We start from the raw sequence: 16,775 nt of genomic DNA, 5'->3' as shown, positions 1-16,775 counted from the left end.
AAGATAATGAATTATCGGAATAACATTCTATTATTTTTGACCTTTTTAAATTGACTTATACAAAGAATGATGAAAAGCAAAGCGTAAAAGGCAAAAATAACAATAATCCATTGCACCATGGAAAAACCTAAAAAACTCCAAGTAATATCACTACAAGATCCTGAAGGCATAAATACATTTGGGAACCACTTATCTAGTGGTAAGGTTTGTGGGAAATCAGGGATCATGGCGCATTGATTCCAAGGACCTGGGTTAAGTTGATAATCTAAATGTTTAATGGTTAATAATAAGCCTTTGATTGCACTACCTAATCCAATTAACAAAGCTAAAATACGCAGAACTAACCATTTTGGTGCAATAATGCCAACTAGACCAGAAAACATGATGCCTACAATAGCCACACGCTCATAAATACACATCACACAAGGATTAAGTCCCATGCCATGCTGAAAGTAAAGTGCGGTACTTTCTAATGCTAATGCTGAAATAAATAAGAGTAACCAAGCACTACGTTTCATTGATAAATTTTTAAAAAAAGTAAGCATGACTATGATCCTTAATCTAATTAAATTAATAAAAATCTAAATTCATATTAAAAAAATCAAAATATAAATGGGAAAACAATATAGGGGAAAACACTCACAAATGAAAGCAAAAAACATAATGATTGTAATATAAATCTCTTTCAAGGATAATACCGAACTCCATTTTTATACCATGTTCAATAAAAAGAGAAATATGAATATTCTTAAAGCACAAAGTCCGGCTGCTCTCGCCGAAGAATATATTGTTAAAAGTATTTGGAATAATCATTTTCCAGCGGGCTCAGACTTACCTGCTGAGCGTGAATTAGCAGATAAAATTGGGGTCACAAGAACAACATTACGTGAAGTCTTACAGCGCTTAGCCCGTGATGGTTGGTTAAGTATTCAACATGGCAAACCGACCAAAGTGAATAATATTTGGGAAACTGCTGGACCCAATATTTTAAAAACACTCCTTCAATTAGATTCAAGCCTAAAGCCCACAATCATTGCAAATGTTGTCTCTTTACGTACTCGCATGGGAGAGCAATTTATTCCTGAAGCAATAAAAATGAACCCTCAACAAACATTTGCGTTTTTTCAGCGTTTAGATGAATTAAATGATGATGAAAAAAGTTATGCGGAGTTTGATTATGCGCTTTATCACAGCTTTAGTTTTATGTCAGACAAACCTGTATATGGTTTGATTTTAAATAGCTTTAGAACGCTTTATCATCAAGTCGCAGCACTATTTTTTACTAATCCACAATCACGCCAATTTGCCTTAACTTTCTATAAACAACTGCAAGAATGTTGTCGCAATGGCGATTACCAAAAAGCGAGTCGTTGTCTTGCAGAAAGCCGTGACCGCAGTAGCGTTATCTGGAAAGAAATGCTCACAAATCTACCTGAGAATTTTTGTGAGGAAGATTAGATAAAAGGGAGAATATGATGTTCTCCCTTTCTTTTTCCAGATAATTAATTATTGATGATAACGTTCTAAAAATCTCGCAAATCTGCCTAAAGCATCTTCAATTTGATGCACGTAAGGCAAGGTTACAATTCTAAAATGATCTGGTTGTTGCCAGTTAAATCCTCGTCCATGCACCAGTAATACTTTCTCTTGACGCAATAAATCCAATACCATTTTTTCATCATCATAAATATTGAATTTTTTAATATCAATTTTCGGGAACATATAAAGTGCGCCCATTGGTTTTGTACAACTCACTCCTGGAATTTGATTAATCAGCTCGTAAGCCTTATTGCGTTGTTCTAATAAACGGCCACCCGGTAAAATAAATTCATTGATACTCTGATATCCACCCAAAGCGGTTTGGATCGCATGTTGCATAGGATGATTTGCACATAAACGCATTGATGCCAACATATCCAAGCCTTCAATATAGCCTTTTGCTTGATGTTTTGGTCCATTTAAAATCATCCAACCTTGGCGAAATCCTGCTACACGATAAGATTTTGATAATCCATTGAAGGTTACTGTTAATAAATCTGGCGCTAATGCCGCAATATGATGATGAACAGCATTGTCATATAAAATTTTATCGTAAATTTCATCAGCAAAAATAATTAAGCCATGCTGGCGAGCGACTTCGACAATATCCAATAACAATTCTTTACTGTAAACGGAACCTGTTGGGTTATTCGGATTAATAATGACAATGGCTTTTGTGCGAGCAGTAATCTTACTTTTTATATCTTCAACATCTGGAAACCAATCAGATTGTTCATCACATAAATAATGTACCGCCTTGCCCCCTGCCAAAGTTGCTGCCGCTGTCCATAGCGGATAATCAGGCATTGGAATTAACACTTCATCGCCATCATTTAACAATGCTTGTAACGACATGGTAATCAGTTCAGAAACACCATTCCCAATGTACACATCATTGACTGTGGCTCCCAAAATATTTTTCGATTGGTAATATTGCACAATCGCTTTACGAGCAGAATAAAGTCCTTTAGAGTCACAATAACCTTGTGCAGCAGGCAAATTACGCAAAATATCCACTAAAATTTCGTCTGGCGCTTCAAAACCAAAGGGCGCAGGATTACCAATATTTAATTTTAAAATCTTATTGCCTTCTTCTTCTAAACGTAGCGCCTCTTTATGCACAGGTCCACGAATATCATAACAAACATGTTCCAACTTATCAGATTTGGGAAAAACTCGCATAGACTATCCTTTTGATAATAATAAAGTTACTCAAAATATAACCGCACTTTACGCTTATTTTGAAAAGATGAAAAGATTTTGTAAAAAAAAAAATTAAAGTGCGGTAGAATTAGGGGCTATTTTTAACTGAATTTTTAACTCGATACGATAGAAAATGGATAATTTGCACGAGATTAAAACTGAGCTTATTCGCTTAATTAATCAATATCAACCAGATCTAAAAAATGCTTTTTCAGTTCTTCATTTAGATTTAAATGTGGATCTGAATTTGCTTGGTTGGTTGAAGGCACAAACTCATTATCCACAGTTTTATCTTAATTTTCGTGATAGCGCTAAAAAAATCTTAGGACTTGGAGAAATCCGTCGCTTTACTCAAGTAGAAGAAGCGCAAAATTTTGTGCAAGAATTTGCGCTATCTCTGGTCGGTGGCTGCCAATTTAATGGGGAAACTGTCTTTATTTTACCTCGATTACTTTTAGTTCAAGAGGACAGTCTTTCCATTCAACTCATCATTGATAATAGAACATCTTGGGAAGAAGAAAAAAATAGCCTACTAAATCTTGTCCAAACATTAGATCAGCAAATACCATTAATGCCAATTCATCAGTCAATCCAGATGATGACAGCAAAAGCAAATCAAAGCGAATGGTGTTTATGGGTAGAGAAAGCCTTACGTGAAATTGAGCAAAAAAATCTGACTAAAGTAGTCCTCGCCAATGAAACTCGCTTTAAAACAGACAGCCCGTTAAATGCGAAAGATTTTTTAGCTGAAAGTGAGAAATATAATACTGGTTGCTATCATTTTCTATTTGCACAAGAAGAAACTCAAACCTTTGTGGGATCTACGCCAGAACGATTATATATTCGTCAACAACATTGTTTACTCACTGAAGCCTTAGCGGGAACCGCCTTTATGACGGATGATGAAAATATCAATCAGCAGCAAACGCAGTGGTTATTACAAGATCCTAAGAATATTTATGAAAATAAACTAGTTGCAGATGGTATTTGTCAACATCTATCGCCTTATGTTGAACAGATTACAGTTGGAGAAGTGCAAATTAAGCAATTGCGCCAAGTCCAACATTTGAAACGAGAAATTTCTGCACAACTTAAAGATGGAAATGCAGATGCGTTGTGCTTAAAAGCCATACATCCAACAGCAGCCGTTGCAGGTTTACCACAAAAAGCGGCAAAAGCATTTTTGCAAAAAACTGAAACTTTTGACCGCACTTGGTATGCAGGAACACTAGGCATTATGGATAAAACACAATCTGAATTTTGTGTGACTATTCGTAGCGCATTTATTGAGCAAAATGATATTCGTGTATTTGCAGGTGCCGGCATAGTAGAAGGATCAATTCCATTATTAGAATGGCAAGAAATAGAACGTAAAGCCTTAGGGTTAATATCCCTATTACAAGAAGAGAAACGGAGTATAAAGTATGTCAGTCAGCGTTTTTAATCGTTGTTGGTCAAAGGTCATTTTAGAAACCTTGATTCGCCAAGGTGTTTCGCATTTTTGTATTGCTCCAGGATCACGCTCAACGCCTTTAACATTAGAAGCTGTTCGCTTACAAGAAAATGGGCGAGCAATCTGTCATACCCATTTCGATGAACGAGGTTTAGGATTTTTTGCCTTAGGCATAGCGAAAGCAAGTAAGAAGCCTGTTGCAGTGATAGTGACATCAGGTACGGCAACAGCTAACCTCTATCCAGCCATTATTGAAGCACGCCAAACAGATGTGCCATTAATTATTCTAACCGCAGACCGCCCACCTGAACTGTTAGAGTGCGGTGCAAATCAAGCGATTTTGCAGCAAAATATGTTTGCGCAATATCCAGTTGCTAGCGTAAATTTACCACGACCAAGTCAAAACTATTCTGCCCAATGGCTTATTTCAGTATTAGATCAGGCTTGTTTTCAACAAAAGCAAGGTGGTGTTGTACATATTAATGTTCCCTTTGCCGAGCCACTTTATAATGCAAGCGATGATGAAATAGATCTTCATCCTTGGCTAAACAATATTCAATCTTGGCTAAAACAAAATAGAAATTGGATCCAACACCAAGAGCAACATCAAGAAGTTATTACGCATAAATATTGGGATCAATGGAGAACCAAAAGAGGCGTGATTATTGTCGGGCGATTACCCGCTGAACAAGCTATGGGAATTGCGGAATGGGCGGAAAATATGGGCTGGACAATGATTACAGATATTCAATCTCATGTAAAACCAACTCTGCCCTATGCGGATATTTGGCTTGCTAACCAAACAGTCAGACAAAAACTGTTACAAGCTGAAATTGTCATCCAATTTGGCTCAGGATTGATTGGTAAAAGAATTAATCAATTCTTAGCGGAATTCAGAGGTGAATATTGGATTATTGAAAATAATCAAAAAGCGGTTGATCCTTATCATCACGCACACACACGCTTTAACGCCAAGCCACATCATTGGCTACGCGCACATCTGCCAGCACGCCAAAAGCCTTGGCTACTAGAGCCTCTGGCTTTAGCAAAATTCTGTACCGACTTTGTTAAACAAAAAGTAGGTTCAAGTTTAAATGAAGTCTCTTTGGCACATAACATTGAACTATTATTGCCGAAATCTAATAGTGTTCTGTTCTTAGGTAATAGCTTATTTGTGCGCTTGGCTGATGCTCTAAGTCAACCTTCTGCTAATTACCCTATTTATACCAATCGTGGTGCAAGTGGTATTGATGGCTTGCTAGCAACCGCCGCTGGCATTGCAATTGGCTCAGAGCAAACCTTAGTAGCAATGATTGGTGACACATCCACCTTATATGACTTAAATTCTTTCGCTTTATTCAAACAACTCAACCAACCAGCTGTGATTTTTGTCATTAATAATAATGGTGGAGCAATCTTTGATATGCTCCCTGTCGATAGTGCAGTGAAAGAAAAATATTACCGTATGTCTCATCATCTTGAGTTTTCACATATTGCAGCAATGTTTGATCTCAAATATGCTCGCCCTTATACTTGGGCAGATTTAGCAACCGTGCTCAAACAAGCCTATTCACGCCGAGAAACGACATTGATTGAAATCAAAGTCAATCCAAGTGATGGTAGTAATATTTATAAAGATCTCATCGAAAAAATTGGGCATGCCGTAATTGGCGCTTAAAAGACAGGATAATTTATGCCAATCTTAGTTTTTTTACATGGTTTACTGGGTTCAAAGCAAGATTGGCAGCTTGTGATTGAAAAACTCCAACAAAAACTACCGCACTTTTCTTCTCAATCTTATTTATGCTTAGATCTTCCGTTACATGGCGAACAATCCCACTATTCTATCGACAATTTTGAACAAAGCGCACAATACCTATCACAACAAATTAGCGAACAAATTGCCGATAAACCTTATATTTTGATTGGCTATTCACTCGGCGGTCGCCTTGCCTTAAATTACGCAGCTCAATATCAACGGGGCAATCTTGTTGGACTTATTTTAGAAGGAGCTAATTTGGGCTTAGAAAATGAGGAACAAAAGCAAGAGCGGTGGCAAAATGATTGTCTTTGGGCAAAGCGTTTTAAGCAAGAAAAACTTTCGGAAGTTTTAAATGATTGGTATCAACAGCCTGTTTTTGCCCATTTATCTGCTTCAGAACGCAAGCAACTTATTGCTCAACGTATGCAACAATCAGGACTGAATATTGCACACATGCTCCTAGCAACATCACTGGCTAAACAGCCCGATTTTCGTCAAAAAGTGCGGTCTTTTTCTCTGCCAATTTATTATTTCTGTGGCGAAAAAGATGAAAAATTTAAAACAATGGCACAAGAAAATAACTTGAATTTATATTTAATTAAGCAAGCTGGGCATAATGCGCATTTAGAAAATCCAGATGAGTTTGCTCTACAACTTATCAACATCATCAAAGAAACTATCTATATCCCCGAACAATAATGAGAGAAAATTTAGCCATCTTCATCAATAATGCCGTCTTGTCCATGTACAGTGTAAGGTTCCCCTGCCATAAGTGATTTTTTAGATCGTTCATCAATGACGAGGAAAAGTGCAATCACAGGTACGCCATATTTAACCAATAAACCAGCTTCAATCAAAAGTTGATCAAGGGTTAAGCGTTCAACTTTCGGCATTGAAGGAACTGGTTCACGATGATTTTCGCCTTCCATAATAAAAACAGGATAAATTAAGTCATCTACTGTCAATTTATTTTCTGACATTAAACGGCAGCTAAAATCATGCTTACGCATACGGTAGGCAACATAAGGAAATCCAGTAAAGATTTATTTCATCATTTTATTTAATAAACAAGGGCGAATAATTTAATCTTATTCGCCCTATTCAATCCTTTTTTATTAGGTTTCTTGTTCATCTTTTGGTTGATAAAAACCAGCACAAATAACCCCAATTTCGAACAATAAACACATTGGCAAAGCTAACAATGTTTGAGAAATTGCATCTGGAGGGGTCAATAGCATGCCAATAAAAAAGGCTGCCACAATAATATAAGGGCGTTTTTTTCTTAAATCTGCTGGGGTTGTTACACCGCTCCAACACAATAACACGATTGCCACAGGTACTTCAAAACATATTCCAAATGCTAAAAATAATGCTAAAACAAAATCCAAATAGCTACTAATATCTGTTGCAATGGCTACACCCTCAGGTGCTGTTTTAGTGAGGAAAGCAAATACTAATGGAAATACTACATAATAGGCAAAAGCAACACCTAAATAGAACAACAACGTGCTCGAAAAAAGCAAAGGATAAACGAGGCGCTTTTCATGTTGATACAATGCTGGAGCAATAAATGCCCAAATTTGATAAAGCAAAAACGGTACCGAAATAAATAGTGCGACTACCGCAGTCAATTTAATTGGGGTAAAAAAAGGTGTCGCAATATTTGTCGCTATCATTGTCGCTCCAGCTGGCAACACATCTAATAACGGCGATGCAACAAAGTTATAAATGTCATTTGCGAAATAAACTAACGCGAGGAATACCACAGTAACAAAAATAATACTGCGCAATAATCTATCACGCAGTTCCAACAAATGACTAATTAAGGGTTGAGACTCTTCGACACTCATACTTTTTCTTTGGTATTTTCTGACTCGTCTTTAGATAAACTTTCCACCTCAGTATTGGCTAGCTCATCTTCGGAATAATAATCGGCAGGAATTTCCAGCATTGGCTCCCCTTCTTCCGCAAGCTCTGCCAGTTCTGCTGGAGATAACTCATCAGTAGAAACTTCAACTTTTGTTTCTACTTCAGAACTTTGTGAATTTTGTACCGCACTTTTAAGCTCTTGCACTTGTTCTTCAAAGGAAGAATTTGTTTCTGCGGCTTTCTTTTCTAAATCAGCTTTAATTTTTTGTGCTGATTGACGTAGCTCCTCCACCGTTTCACTGAGTTCGGGAGATAATTGAGAAAGGTTGAGATGTTCAGCTTTTTGGATACTTTCTTGTAACTCTTTCAATTTTAATTCCTGACTGAGTTCACTTTGCACATTTGCAGCTAAACCTCGAATAGTTCTTACCCAGCCCATCACCGTACGAATAGCAACAGGCAAACGTTGTGGGCCTAGTACCACTAAGCCCACAACGAAAAGTAAAATAAGTTCGGAAAAACCAATGTCAAACACAGATTATGCCTGCTCTTTTTGTTTTGAATTTTCAACTTGAGTTTGTTCAGCATCTTCTGCAATTTTTTTAAACTCAGCATCCTTTGGTTGATCATCATTCATCGCTTTCTTGAAGTCTTTTACTGCACCGCCAAGATCTGAACCAATATTTCTTAATTTCTTAGTTCCGAAAATCACTACAACAACTAAAAGAAGAATAAGCAATTGCTGCCAACTAAATCCCATTTTATTTCTCCTATGGCATAAAACTTAATAAAAAATCTTGCAAAATATAACCCTTTTGACCCATAGCGACAATAGCCAAATTAGATTATTTTTGATTTAACGCATTAAGGTAACAAAAAACCTATTAGCCAAACCACAAAACTAAGGAAAAAAAACACCGCACTTATCAGCACCGGTAAGCTAGAAAATTGCCACAATGTTGTAGAAAAAATAATAGCACCAACTGCGAATACAAAAGTTTTCTTCTGCCAACGTTGCTGTTTCGCTAATTTTTTATTAATTTCCACTAACTGCTGACTAATAAACTTTTGCTGTTTTAGCGCATCTATCAGCGTTTCTGGAAAATCAGGCAAGTGTTCCTGTAAATAAGGTAATTTTTGTTTTAATTTTTTCGCAAATTGTTTTATTCCCATTTGCTCATTTAACCAATTTTGTAAAAAAGGTTTTGCTGTATCCCATAAGTCTAACTGTGGATAAAGTTGTCGCCCCAATCCTTCAATGTATAGAAGGGTCTTTTGCAACAGCACTAATTGTGGCTGCACTTGCATATTAAACTCACGAGCCACATTAAATAAGTTCAGCAACACTTGAGCAAAGGAAATTTCAGATAAAGGCTTAGCAAAAATCGGCTCACAAACCTCCCGAAATGCTTGTTCAAATTCATCAATATTTGTATCTTGTGGCGTCCAGCCAGCATCCACATGCATTTGCGCTACACGGCGATAATCACGATTAAAAAAGGCAACAAAACTTTCTGCTAAATAACGTTTATCGCTCTCATTTAATTTTCCCACAATCCCACAGTCAATACCGATATATTGAGGGTTTTCTGGATGATTAGGATTAACAAAAATATTGCCTGGATGCATATCTGCATGAAAAAAACTGTCGCGAAATACCTGAGTAAAGAAAACCTGTACACCTCGTTCCGCTAAAAGTTGCATATTGGTGCCATTCTCTTTTAGCTTTTCCACATCAGAAACAGGGATACCATAAATCCGCTCCATAACAATCACATTTTTATGGCAAAATTGTTCATACATTTCTGGAATATATAGCATTGGGCTATCAAGAAAATTCTCACGCAATTTAATTGCATTCGCCATTTCAATGCGTAAATCTAATTCATCACGCAAGGTTTTCTCATATTCTTGAATAACTTCTACCGCTCTTAAACGATATCCTTCACGAGATAATTTTGGTAAGAAACCAGCTAATTTGTACATCCAACTTAAATCAGCATCAATTTGCGGCTGAATATCTGGGCGCAAGACTTTGATAACAACTTCTCGCTCTTGCCCTTCAGCGAGTTTCAGTTTTGCCGTATGTACTTGTGCAATAGAGGCGGAAGCCAATGCCGTTTCATCAAAATCGATAAACCAATTTTCCAAGGCTCCACCAAAAGCTTGTTCTATTTGTTGACGCGCAACACTGCCAGCAAACGCCTCAACTTGATCTTGTAACAAAGCTAGCTCGTCCGCAATTTCCGCAGGAAATAAATCTCGGCGCGTAGATAACATCTGCCCCAATTTGATCCAAACTGGACCTAACTCTTGTAAAGCCAAACGCAAACGTAAGCCAAAGGGCTTATCTTTATGTTGATTTTTCAACCAGAAGAATAACGCCCGCCAGCAACGAATTGGGCGAGTATATTTGTTATGAGGTAGGATTTCATCTATGCCATAAGACAAAAAAACACGTACTATTTTATATAGGCGTTTAATATCACTAAGTTTCATCATGCTAAAATTTGCTTAAATTTTTGTTCTAAAAGTGCGGTTTGTTTTTCTAATGTTTTGACTTGTTGGCAAAAATCTTCAATCGCCAAACTAGGCGCAATGACTTCATATTCCTCAGTTAATCGCTCGCCCCAAAACTGTTGGCTCTTATTGAATTTGGACTGAAGAAGATGTGCTAAGTTTTTCAAAAAAGTGACCGCACTATGCGCAACCACATCGCCTACATAATGGGAAAGTAATTCCGCTGGATCTTTTTGTAGAAACTCTACCAACGCCACAAAATCCTGTAAAACTTGTAAGTCGCCTTGCAAGCGAATGGATTGATCATTAATAAACTGACTGAGTTGAGATTTCTCTGGCTTTTTCAACAATAATGTCGGAGATAATTGAACTGCACAATCAACCTCGCCTTCATATTGATTAAGCACATCAATTTGTTGCATAGAAAACAGAAAATAAACAGGAATATTTACTTTATCCAAGGTAACTAGCAGGCATTTACCATTCAACTTACGTAAGTGCGGCTCAATATGAGCCGTATTTTTTAATAAATGGTTAAAAGCTGTTTCTAAGCCCGCATTCAAAATTTGTGGCAACATTAATTGTTGTAATAAATTCATAATTCACCTAGCTAACTAAACTGGTTGAAGCGTTTTGTTGAAAATAACTACGTTGCTTAGTATCAATCGCCATAATAACTTTGTAAAAGACAAAGTTCAGTACAATAGAAACGAATTGAGAAACAATAATTAATACTAAAAAGTCTGTTACTTGCTCAAAAGTTTGCACATGATCACCAATACGAAGCACTATATTGCCTAAAAAGCTATTGAGTAACCACACTCCCCACCAAATACGCAAAATGGCTGGCGTTCTTAACATAAACCAATCTGATGGTGCATGACTAGCTTGCCAAGTTTCTTTCATTGTGCGAAAAGGCATAAGTAGATTAGCAAAAGGAACGAAATACCACCAAACACAAGATGCATGGCTATATTTCAAATGTTGCACACCTAACACAGATAAATTTTTATGCGCCTGATATAACCACATAAGAACGGATATACCTAGAACAATTAAGACTATTATTTGTGCAAAACGAATTGTATTTTCCCATTGAGCCAGATTATCAATAATTGCCATATCCGTATGCAAACCTTCGTGCACTTCAACTAGCCAATTATAGCTTTTAACCGAAATAAAAATGCGAGCAATAGATAATATTGCATCAACTACCAATAAAAACACCACCCATTTGGTATTATTTTTAATCATATTTATTTCTTAAAACTTATAACCACGATGTAATGCGACAATACCAGCACTAAGATTGTAATAACTCACTTGTTCAAATCCAGCCTGAGACATCATCTCTTTTAATACATCTTGTTCAGGATGCATACGAATTGACTCTGCAAGATAACGATAACTGTCCGCATCGTTCACAACAACCTCTCCAATTTTTGGCAAAATATTAAAAGAATAAAAATTATAAACTTTACTTAAGGGATCTAAGATAGGCTTAGAAAACTCTAATACTAGTAAACGCCCACCGGGTTTTAATACTCTAAACATTGAACGTAAGGCTTTGTCTTTATCAGTTACATTACGCAGTCCAAAACTAATGATCACACAATCAAAAGTATTATCGGCAAAAGGCAATTCTTCCGCATTGGCTTGTACATAATTAATATTGCCCACAACACCTAAATTACGTAATTTATCTCGACCGACTTCCAACATAGATGAGTTAATATCCGCTAAGACAACTTCACCTTGCTCGCCTACAATTCGAGAAAACTTAGCAGAAAAATCTCCTGTTCCACCTGCAAGATCAAGTACTTTATGCCCTTTTATTACACCACTGCAATCAATCGTAAAACGTTTCCATACACGGTGAATGCCAAAAGAGAGTAAATCATTCATTAAGTCATATTTTGCTGCAACAGAATGAAAAACATTGGCAACTAATTTTTGTTTTTCTGATTTTGCAACTGTCTGAAATCCAAAATGCGTGGTGTCTTCTGTGGAAAAGTGCGGTTGATTTTGCGCAAGATTTTCTGTTTCGCTCATGGTTATATCCCATCAATTTAAGGTAAAAATCGTTGCGTAGGATAGCAAAAAAATAGCTATTTTGCTTGTAAATATTAGTTGAAATATTTCCTTAATTCAGTATTATTCTTTGCCCTCCAATTTAGGAGGTCATTCCATTGGGTTCCCTAACCCCAATTTTATTTATCAAAAAGGTACAAAAAATGAAAAACATTTCTTCGATCTTTAGTGATCAACAAAAAAAACGAGCATTAATCATCCTCAGTTTCTTCCATATTTTTATCATTACGGCAAGTAACTATCTCGTTCAAATCCCGTTTGAAATTACACTTCCACTTACCAAATTCGGATTTGCAGAAAACTTTTCTTTCCATAATACATGGGGAGCCCTTACCTTTCCTTTTATTTTCTTAGCAACAGATTTAACTGTACGTGTATTTGGTGCAAAAGAAGCGAGATGGATTATTTTTGTGGTAATGATCCCTGCACTAATTATCAGCTATATTGTTTCGACAGTATTTTCTGATAGCCAATATCAAGGGTTTCAGGTATTAAATACATTTAATACGTTTGTCTTCCGTATTGCTTTCGCTAGTTTTGCTGCTTATGTGATTGGGCAATTGTTAGATGTTTATGTATTTAATCATTTGCGTAAGCTAAAAACATGGTGGATTGCGCCAAGTTGCTCTATGGTATTCGGCTCATTAGCTGATACTTTTATGTTCTTTAGTATTGCTTTCTATGCAAGTAGTGATCCTTTCATGGCAGAACATTGGGTGGAAATTAGCTCCGTTGACTATTTATTTAAGTTATTCATTGGCATTCTATTATTTGTCCCAGCCTACGGGATCTTACTAAATTACATAATGAGTAAGTTACGTTTATTATCAATAGATCCAGTGACAGCCTAACGGCAATAAAAACATAAAATATAGAAAATCTGTTCTTTTAACGTCAGTTACTCTGATAAATAAGGAACAGATTTTTTATTTATCTTGGTTACAAGTCAGAGATTGATGCTGCCAAATACATATTCTTATTCCAATGAATAATCATATCTGAAGAAAATTTCAACGTAAGTAAATAGAGCAAGGAAGTAAATGAAAAAAGCTGTGAGTAAAATATTACTCACGGCTCTATAGAATATGGCGGAGGAAGTGAGATTCGAACTCACGGAGGGCGTAAACCCTCGCCGGTTTTCAAGACCTAAGCCATACAAACAATTAAAAAACATAAAATAACTTTTAAATCAAAGACTTAAACACCTTTTCATAATATCTTTAATCTCATAAATTATCAAATTTTAATAGCTATTTATTCCCTTTTCGTCAAATTCTCGTCAAACATAAAAAGTGGATATTAATTTAGGCTTAGAAAAATTAGAAGCAGAATTAAAATTTGGCGGTCACATGGCAGATATGCGAGCCTTATTTGGTTCTGCCGAAATTAGCGGTGTACTCTTGCGTTTATCACAGTCTTATGAGCGTGATGATACTGGCGAAGTGAACGCAGTGGAATTGGTTATGCGTGGGCGCTATACCGAAATTGACCCGGGTAATGCAAAAGTTGGTGATGATACGGAAGAAACCTACAAAGCATCATTAACTTACTACAAAGAAATCGTGAACGGTAAAACCCTGATCGAAATTGATTTATTAAATCATGTCTTTGTTGTAAATGGTGTAGATCGCTTAAAAGAACACCGTCGTGCAATTGGTTTGTAATATTTAGTCATAGGGAAAAAACATGAAAAATAAAACTGTTACTTTAATTCAGCCATTAAAACGTGGCGAAACAGAAATTAATGAAATTCGCTTAATTAAACCGAATGTCAATGCGTTAAAAGGGCTAAAAATGTTTGATGTGATGCAAATGGATGTTGATGCTTATTGTCAATTATTACCACGCATTACTCAGCCTTCTTTAGGCAAAGTGGAAATTTTAAATCTTGATCCAATTGATTTTACTGCACTTTGCTCGGAGACTATCGGTTTTTTCGTGAAAACGGAAACGAACGAAGAAACCGCCGAGGATATGACAGCGGAACTACAAGCCTAGTTATTCCTCATTGTGTCGAAGATGCTATTGCAGATATTGCCACTATTTTTCATTGGGCGCCCTCGGTGTTTGATGAAATGGATTTAGCGGAATTGATGTTATGGCGTGAAAAAGCAAGAGAAAGAAGTCAATCTGATGATTAAAAAGTGCGGTGAAATTTTTATAATTTTCACCGCTTTTTATTAGCCAATCAATAACAGGAAAAAAAATGTTCCAGTCTGCAGCAATGATGGCGTATGGATTTTTTATTTTTATGCGCTCAACCGTACCTTATCAAGATACTCAACGCACAGTCACATGGCGACAACCGACAAACGCTGTAATAGGCGCATTACCGAAAACGCAATTTACTGGCAAAGAGAGCGAAACAATGACCATTAATGGTGTGCTTATGCCAGAAATTACGGGCGCTAATTTAAGCATCGCCGCTCTTGAAACCTTGGCAGAACAAGGCGAACCTTTGCCTTTAATTGACGGTAGTAATTTTTTGATTTTAGGCTGGTTTGTAATTGAAGAAATTAGTGTGAGCAAGTCTTATTTCTTTGCCGACGGTGCCGCAAGACGCATTGACTTTTCCATGAAATTAAAACGCACAGACGAAAGTTTATTAAAAGATATTGGCGATAACTTAAAGAGTTTTATTTAATTATGCACTATTCCGAATTTTTAGACCGCACTTTAGCCACAAATCATCGTATTCCCGCTTATCGTTTAAGCGTGATTAATCAAGATAAAAGCCAAAAAGAAATTACCACGTTGATTAGCCATCGCCTAATCTCCATGAATATGAGTGATAATCGAGGGTTTGAGGCGGACGAAATTGATATTCAACTCAGTGACCATGACGGGCAATTAGTTTTCCCTCGTCGTGGGGCTCAACTTGAAGTCGCAATTGGTTGGCAAGGGGAACAATTAATTCCTAAAGGTAAATTTACCGTGGACGAACTACAATATAGCGGCAGTCCAGATAGCCTTACCATTCGTGCAAGAAGTGCTGATCTACGAGGGTCACTAAGCGATAAAAAAGAACGTTCTTTTGACAATATTACCTTTGAGAAACTTATCTCTCAAATTGCCCAAGAAAATGCCCTTGAACCCGCTTGTGCGGATTTTTTCAAAGAGAAAATCATACCGCACTTAGACCAAACCAATGAAAGCGATATTAATTTATTAACTCGCTTGGCAGAAAATCATGATGCTATTGCAACGGTCAAAAACGGAAAATTGCTATTTATGCCCGTGGGATTGGGACTGAGTGTGAGCGGTAAAGCCTTGCCGATAATGGAGATAACAAGACAGTTAGGCGATAGTTTTAATTTCTCGCTAACAGAAAACGATAATTATACGGCAGTGCGTGCCTATTGGCATAATATGGACACAGGTAAAAAAGGCGAAGTGATTGTTGATGAAAATACGAAAATTGAACGCCGCACAAGGACGACAAAAAGAAAAGAGAAAAAAGACGGTACAGTGACAGGACAACAGCAAACAAAGAAAAAATACAACAATATTGTACAAACTGCACCAGTAGAAAGCGACAGTAATAAAATGAAAACCTTACGCCATACCTATAAAACAGAGGCTTATGCACTCAATGCAGCTAAAGCGGCTTTTGACCGCATGAAAAGAGGCGTGGCAACCTTTTCTTTAAATTTAGCCCATGGCAATGCGGAACTTATGCCAGAATTGCGAGTAAGACTAATCGGGTTTAAAGATCAGATTGATAGTAGCGACTGGATAATTAGCAAAGTCACACATAGCCTAACGGCAAGTGGATTTACGACGGCGGTTGAGTGTGAGTTGAAGTTGGAAAGTGACACAGAATAAAAAATCCGCACTAGGCGGACTTGTTATGAAGATATTTGATTAGGTGATATACCCTAAGATGTAGTTTTATCAATTTATATAATGAATAAAACACCATACAAGAATTTAGAAAAAACAGCGAATATTTTATAAGTTTGTTTGGTGAAATCGCAATAATGATATCAGTGAATAATGCACTGCACGATATTAAAAGTAGCGTAGTAAAGAACCATTTACTAAATAAAGAGTAGGTTGCGAATAATGATTTTTGCATAATTACCCCCTTATTGTGACCCCATCCCAAATTCTGTGTAAACACCCATTTCAACTTAACGGTGCTCGTCTAGGCGAGCACCAAAATCAATCATAAATCGATTCATCGCCAGTTTCCAGTTTTGAATCGGCATTGTCCATTTTTTTGAGGCATCTTTCATCGCAAGCCAAATTACTTTGAACACCGAATCATCCGTTGGAAACACATTGCGTTTTTTAATTACACGACGAATCACACTATTAAGCGATTCCACTGCATTC

General features: G+C 36.7%; 20 protein-coding genes and 1 pseudogene. 10 read left to right on the top strand and 11 right to left on the bottom strand.

Annotation, left to right across the window (positions count from 1 at the left end):
• Positions 1–11 precede the first annotated feature (11 nt).
• Positions 12–545 (bottom strand): disulfide bond formation protein DsbB, encoded by a 534-nt coding sequence (dsbB, locus tag B0186_RS08130; protein ID WP_078218863.1) that lies wholly within the window; start codon positions 543–545, stop codon positions 12–14.
• Between the two features lie 193 nt (positions 546–738).
• On the opposite strand from dsbB, the gene fadR reads away from it, so the two are divergent.
• A complete protein-coding gene (gene fadR, locus B0186_RS08125) occupies positions 739–1,458 on the top strand; it encodes a fatty acid metabolism transcriptional regulator FadR (protein ID WP_078218862.1) in 720 nt (239 codons plus the stop codon).
• Positions 1,459–1,506: 48 nt separating this feature from the next.
• Here fadR and B0186_RS08120 read toward each other — a convergent pair whose 3' ends face one another.
• Positions 1,507–2,721, bottom strand: a complete 1,215-nt coding sequence (locus tag B0186_RS08120; RefSeq protein WP_078218861.1) for a pyridoxal phosphate-dependent aminotransferase — start codon at positions 2,719–2,721, stop codon at positions 1,507–1,509.
• Positions 2,722–2,875: 154 nt separating this feature from the next.
• Here B0186_RS08120 and B0186_RS08115 point away from each other — a divergent pair, with 154 nt between their 5' ends.
• Genes B0186_RS08115 through menH form a run of 3 tightly spaced genes read left to right on the top strand, consistent with a single transcriptional unit; the run spans position 2,876 to position 6,656 of the window.
• On the top strand, positions 2,876–4,186 hold the full coding sequence (locus B0186_RS08115; protein WP_078218860.1) for an isochorismate synthase: 1,311 nt from the start codon (positions 2,876–2,878) through the stop codon (positions 4,184–4,186).
• Positions 4,167–5,873 carry a 2-succinyl-5-enolpyruvyl-6-hydroxy-3-cyclohexene-1-carboxylic-acid synthase gene (gene menD, locus B0186_RS08110; protein WP_078218859.1) on the top strand — a complete coding sequence of 569 codons (1,707 nt, stop codon included), beginning with the start codon at positions 4,167–4,169 and terminating at the stop codon, positions 5,871–5,873. The genes B0186_RS08115 and menD overlap by 20 nt, the downstream gene beginning before the upstream one ends.
• Before the next feature lie 15 nt (positions 5,874–5,888).
• Complete coding sequence (gene menH, locus B0186_RS08105) at positions 5,889–6,656, top strand: 2-succinyl-6-hydroxy-2,4-cyclohexadiene-1-carboxylate synthase (protein ID WP_078218858.1); 768 nt, start codon at positions 5,889–5,891, stop codon at positions 6,654–6,656.
• A gap of 14 nt (positions 6,657–6,670) precedes the next feature.
• On the opposite strand, the pseudogene B0186_RS08100 reads toward menH, so the two are convergent.
• From B0186_RS08100 to ubiE, 8 genes and pseudogenes are all read right to left on the bottom strand, one after another.
• Positions 6,671–6,967 (bottom strand): annotated as a pseudogene (locus B0186_RS08100) (porphobilinogen synthase); the annotation flags it as partial.
• A gap of 105 nt (positions 6,968–7,072) precedes the next feature.
• Positions 7,073–7,807: a twin-arginine translocase subunit TatC gene (tatC, locus tag B0186_RS08095; protein WP_078218857.1), complete on the bottom strand. Its 735-nt coding sequence runs from the start codon at positions 7,805–7,807 to the stop codon at positions 7,073–7,075.
• The gene (tatB, locus tag B0186_RS08090) at positions 7,804–8,361 is read right to left on the bottom strand and encodes a Sec-independent protein translocase protein TatB (protein WP_078218856.1); all 558 of its coding nucleotides are present in this window, start codon (positions 8,359–8,361) and stop codon (positions 7,804–7,806) included. Before tatB ends, tatC begins: the two co-directional genes overlap by 4 nt.
• A gap of 3 nt (positions 8,362–8,364) precedes the next feature.
• Positions 8,365–8,586 carry a Sec-independent protein translocase subunit TatA gene (tatA, locus tag B0186_RS08085; RefSeq protein ID WP_078218855.1) on the bottom strand — a complete coding sequence of 74 codons (222 nt, stop codon included), beginning with the start codon at positions 8,584–8,586 and terminating at the stop codon, positions 8,365–8,367.
• A gap of 104 nt (positions 8,587–8,690) precedes the next feature.
• Positions 8,691–10,325 carry a ubiquinone biosynthesis regulatory protein kinase UbiB gene (gene ubiB / locus B0186_RS08080; protein WP_078218874.1) on the bottom strand — a complete coding sequence of 545 codons (1,635 nt, stop codon included), beginning with the start codon at positions 10,323–10,325 and terminating at the stop codon, positions 8,691–8,693.
• Complete coding sequence (locus B0186_RS08075) at positions 10,325–10,945, bottom strand: ubiquinone biosynthesis accessory factor UbiJ (protein WP_078218854.1); 621 nt, start codon at positions 10,943–10,945, stop codon at positions 10,325–10,327. The genes ubiB and B0186_RS08075 overlap by 1 nt, the downstream gene beginning before the upstream one ends.
• A gap of 7 nt (positions 10,946–10,952) precedes the next feature.
• Positions 10,953–11,600, bottom strand: a complete 648-nt coding sequence (locus tag B0186_RS08070) for a DUF4328 domain-containing protein (protein WP_078218853.1) — start codon at positions 11,598–11,600, stop codon at positions 10,953–10,955.
• Between the two features lie 9 nt (positions 11,601–11,609).
• A complete protein-coding gene (ubiE, locus tag B0186_RS08065) occupies positions 11,610–12,398 on the bottom strand; it encodes a bifunctional demethylmenaquinone methyltransferase/2-methoxy-6-polyprenyl-1,4-benzoquinol methylase UbiE (protein WP_078218852.1) in 789 nt (262 codons plus the stop codon).
• A gap of 182 nt (positions 12,399–12,580) precedes the next feature.
• Between ubiE and B0186_RS08060 the strand changes: the two genes are divergently transcribed.
• The 6 genes from B0186_RS08060 to B0186_RS08035 all read left to right on the top strand — a co-directional run bounded on the left by B0186_RS08060 (position 12,581) and on the right by B0186_RS08035 (position 16,262).
• Entirely contained in the window at positions 12,581–13,288 is a 708-nt protein-coding gene (locus tag B0186_RS08060) for a 7-cyano-7-deazaguanine/7-aminomethyl-7-deazaguanine transporter (protein ID WP_078218873.1), read from the top strand.
• A gap of 441 nt (positions 13,289–13,729) precedes the next feature.
• Complete coding sequence (locus B0186_RS08055) at positions 13,730–14,101, top strand: phage major tail tube protein (RefSeq protein ID WP_235817207.1); 372 nt, start codon at positions 13,730–13,732, stop codon at positions 14,099–14,101.
• Between the two features lie 22 nt (positions 14,102–14,123).
• The gene (locus B0186_RS08050; protein ID WP_078218851.1) at positions 14,124–14,435 is read left to right on the top strand and encodes a phage tail assembly protein; all 312 of its coding nucleotides are present in this window, start codon (positions 14,124–14,126) and stop codon (positions 14,433–14,435) included.
• Complete coding sequence (locus B0186_RS12225; RefSeq protein ID WP_407919717.1) at positions 14,351–14,578, top strand: GpE family phage tail protein; 228 nt, start codon at positions 14,351–14,353, stop codon at positions 14,576–14,578. The genes B0186_RS08050 and B0186_RS12225 overlap by 85 nt, the downstream gene beginning before the upstream one ends.
• Before the next feature lie 65 nt (positions 14,579–14,643).
• Positions 14,644–15,081 carry a phage tail protein gene (locus B0186_RS08040; protein ID WP_078218850.1) on the top strand — a complete coding sequence of 146 codons (438 nt, stop codon included), beginning with the start codon at positions 14,644–14,646 and terminating at the stop codon, positions 15,079–15,081.
• 2 nt (positions 15,082–15,083) lie between these two features.
• Positions 15,084–16,262, top strand: a complete 1,179-nt coding sequence (locus B0186_RS08035) for a phage late control D family protein (protein WP_078218849.1) — start codon at positions 15,084–15,086, stop codon at positions 16,260–16,262.
• Between the two features lie 308 nt (positions 16,263–16,570).
• Here the strand turns inward: B0186_RS08035 and B0186_RS08030 are convergent.
• The coding region (locus tag B0186_RS08030; RefSeq protein WP_143411942.1) for a transposase at positions 16,571–16,775 on the bottom strand (205 nt) is incomplete at its 5' end.

Origin of the sequence: Canicola haemoglobinophilus (assembly GCF_002015075.1) — a bacterium.
Taxonomy (GTDB): Bacteria; Pseudomonadota; Gammaproteobacteria; order Enterobacterales; family Pasteurellaceae; genus Canicola; species Canicola haemoglobinophilus.
The sequence above is the reverse complement of the archived record's forward strand: the minus strand, read 5'-3'. Positions and strand labels throughout refer to the sequence as shown.

Coding starts and splice junctions, on each gene's coding strand:
- dsbB (WP_078218863.1), bottom strand. CDS start 545: ATGCTTACTTTTTTTAAAAATTTATCAATGAAACGTAGTGCTTGGTTA.
- fadR (WP_078218862.1), top strand. CDS start 739: ATGAATATTCTTAAAGCACAAAGTCCGGCTGCTCTCGCCGAAGAATAT.
- B0186_RS08120 (WP_078218861.1), bottom strand. CDS start 2,721: ATGCGAGTTTTTCCCAAATCTGATAAGTTGGAACATGTTTGTTATGAT.
- B0186_RS08115 (WP_078218860.1), top strand. CDS start 2,876: ATGGATAATTTGCACGAGATTAAAACTGAGCTTATTCGCTTAATTAAT.
- menD (WP_078218859.1), top strand. CDS start 4,167: ATGTCAGTCAGCGTTTTTAATCGTTGTTGGTCAAAGGTCATTTTAGAA.
- menH (WP_078218858.1), top strand. CDS start 5,889: ATGCCAATCTTAGTTTTTTTACATGGTTTACTGGGTTCAAAGCAAGAT.
- tatC (WP_078218857.1), bottom strand. CDS start 7,807: ATGAGTGTCGAAGAGTCTCAACCCTTAATTAGTCATTTGTTGGAACTG.
- tatA (WP_078218855.1), bottom strand. CDS start 8,586: ATGGGATTTAGTTGGCAGCAATTGCTTATTCTTCTTTTAGTTGTTGTA.
- ubiB (WP_078218874.1), bottom strand. CDS start 10,325: ATGAAACTTAGTGATATTAAACGCCTATATAAAATAGTACGTGTTTTT.
- B0186_RS08075 (WP_078218854.1), bottom strand. CDS start 10,945: ATGAATTTATTACAACAATTAATGTTGCCACAAATTTTGAATGCGGGC.
- B0186_RS08070 (WP_078218853.1), bottom strand. CDS start 11,600: ATGATTAAAAATAATACCAAATGGGTGGTGTTTTTATTGGTAGTTGAT.
- ubiE (WP_078218852.1), bottom strand. CDS start 12,398: ATGAGCGAAACAGAAAATCTTGCGCAAAATCAACCGCACTTTTCCACA.
- B0186_RS08060 (WP_078218873.1), top strand. CDS start 12,581: ATGAAAAACATTTCTTCGATCTTTAGTGATCAACAAAAAAAACGAGCA.
- B0186_RS08050 (WP_078218851.1), top strand. CDS start 14,124: ATGAAAAATAAAACTGTTACTTTAATTCAGCCATTAAAACGTGGCGAA.
- B0186_RS08040 (WP_078218850.1), top strand. CDS start 14,644: ATGTTCCAGTCTGCAGCAATGATGGCGTATGGATTTTTTATTTTTATG.
- B0186_RS08035 (WP_078218849.1), top strand. CDS start 15,084: ATGCACTATTCCGAATTTTTAGACCGCACTTTAGCCACAAATCATCGT.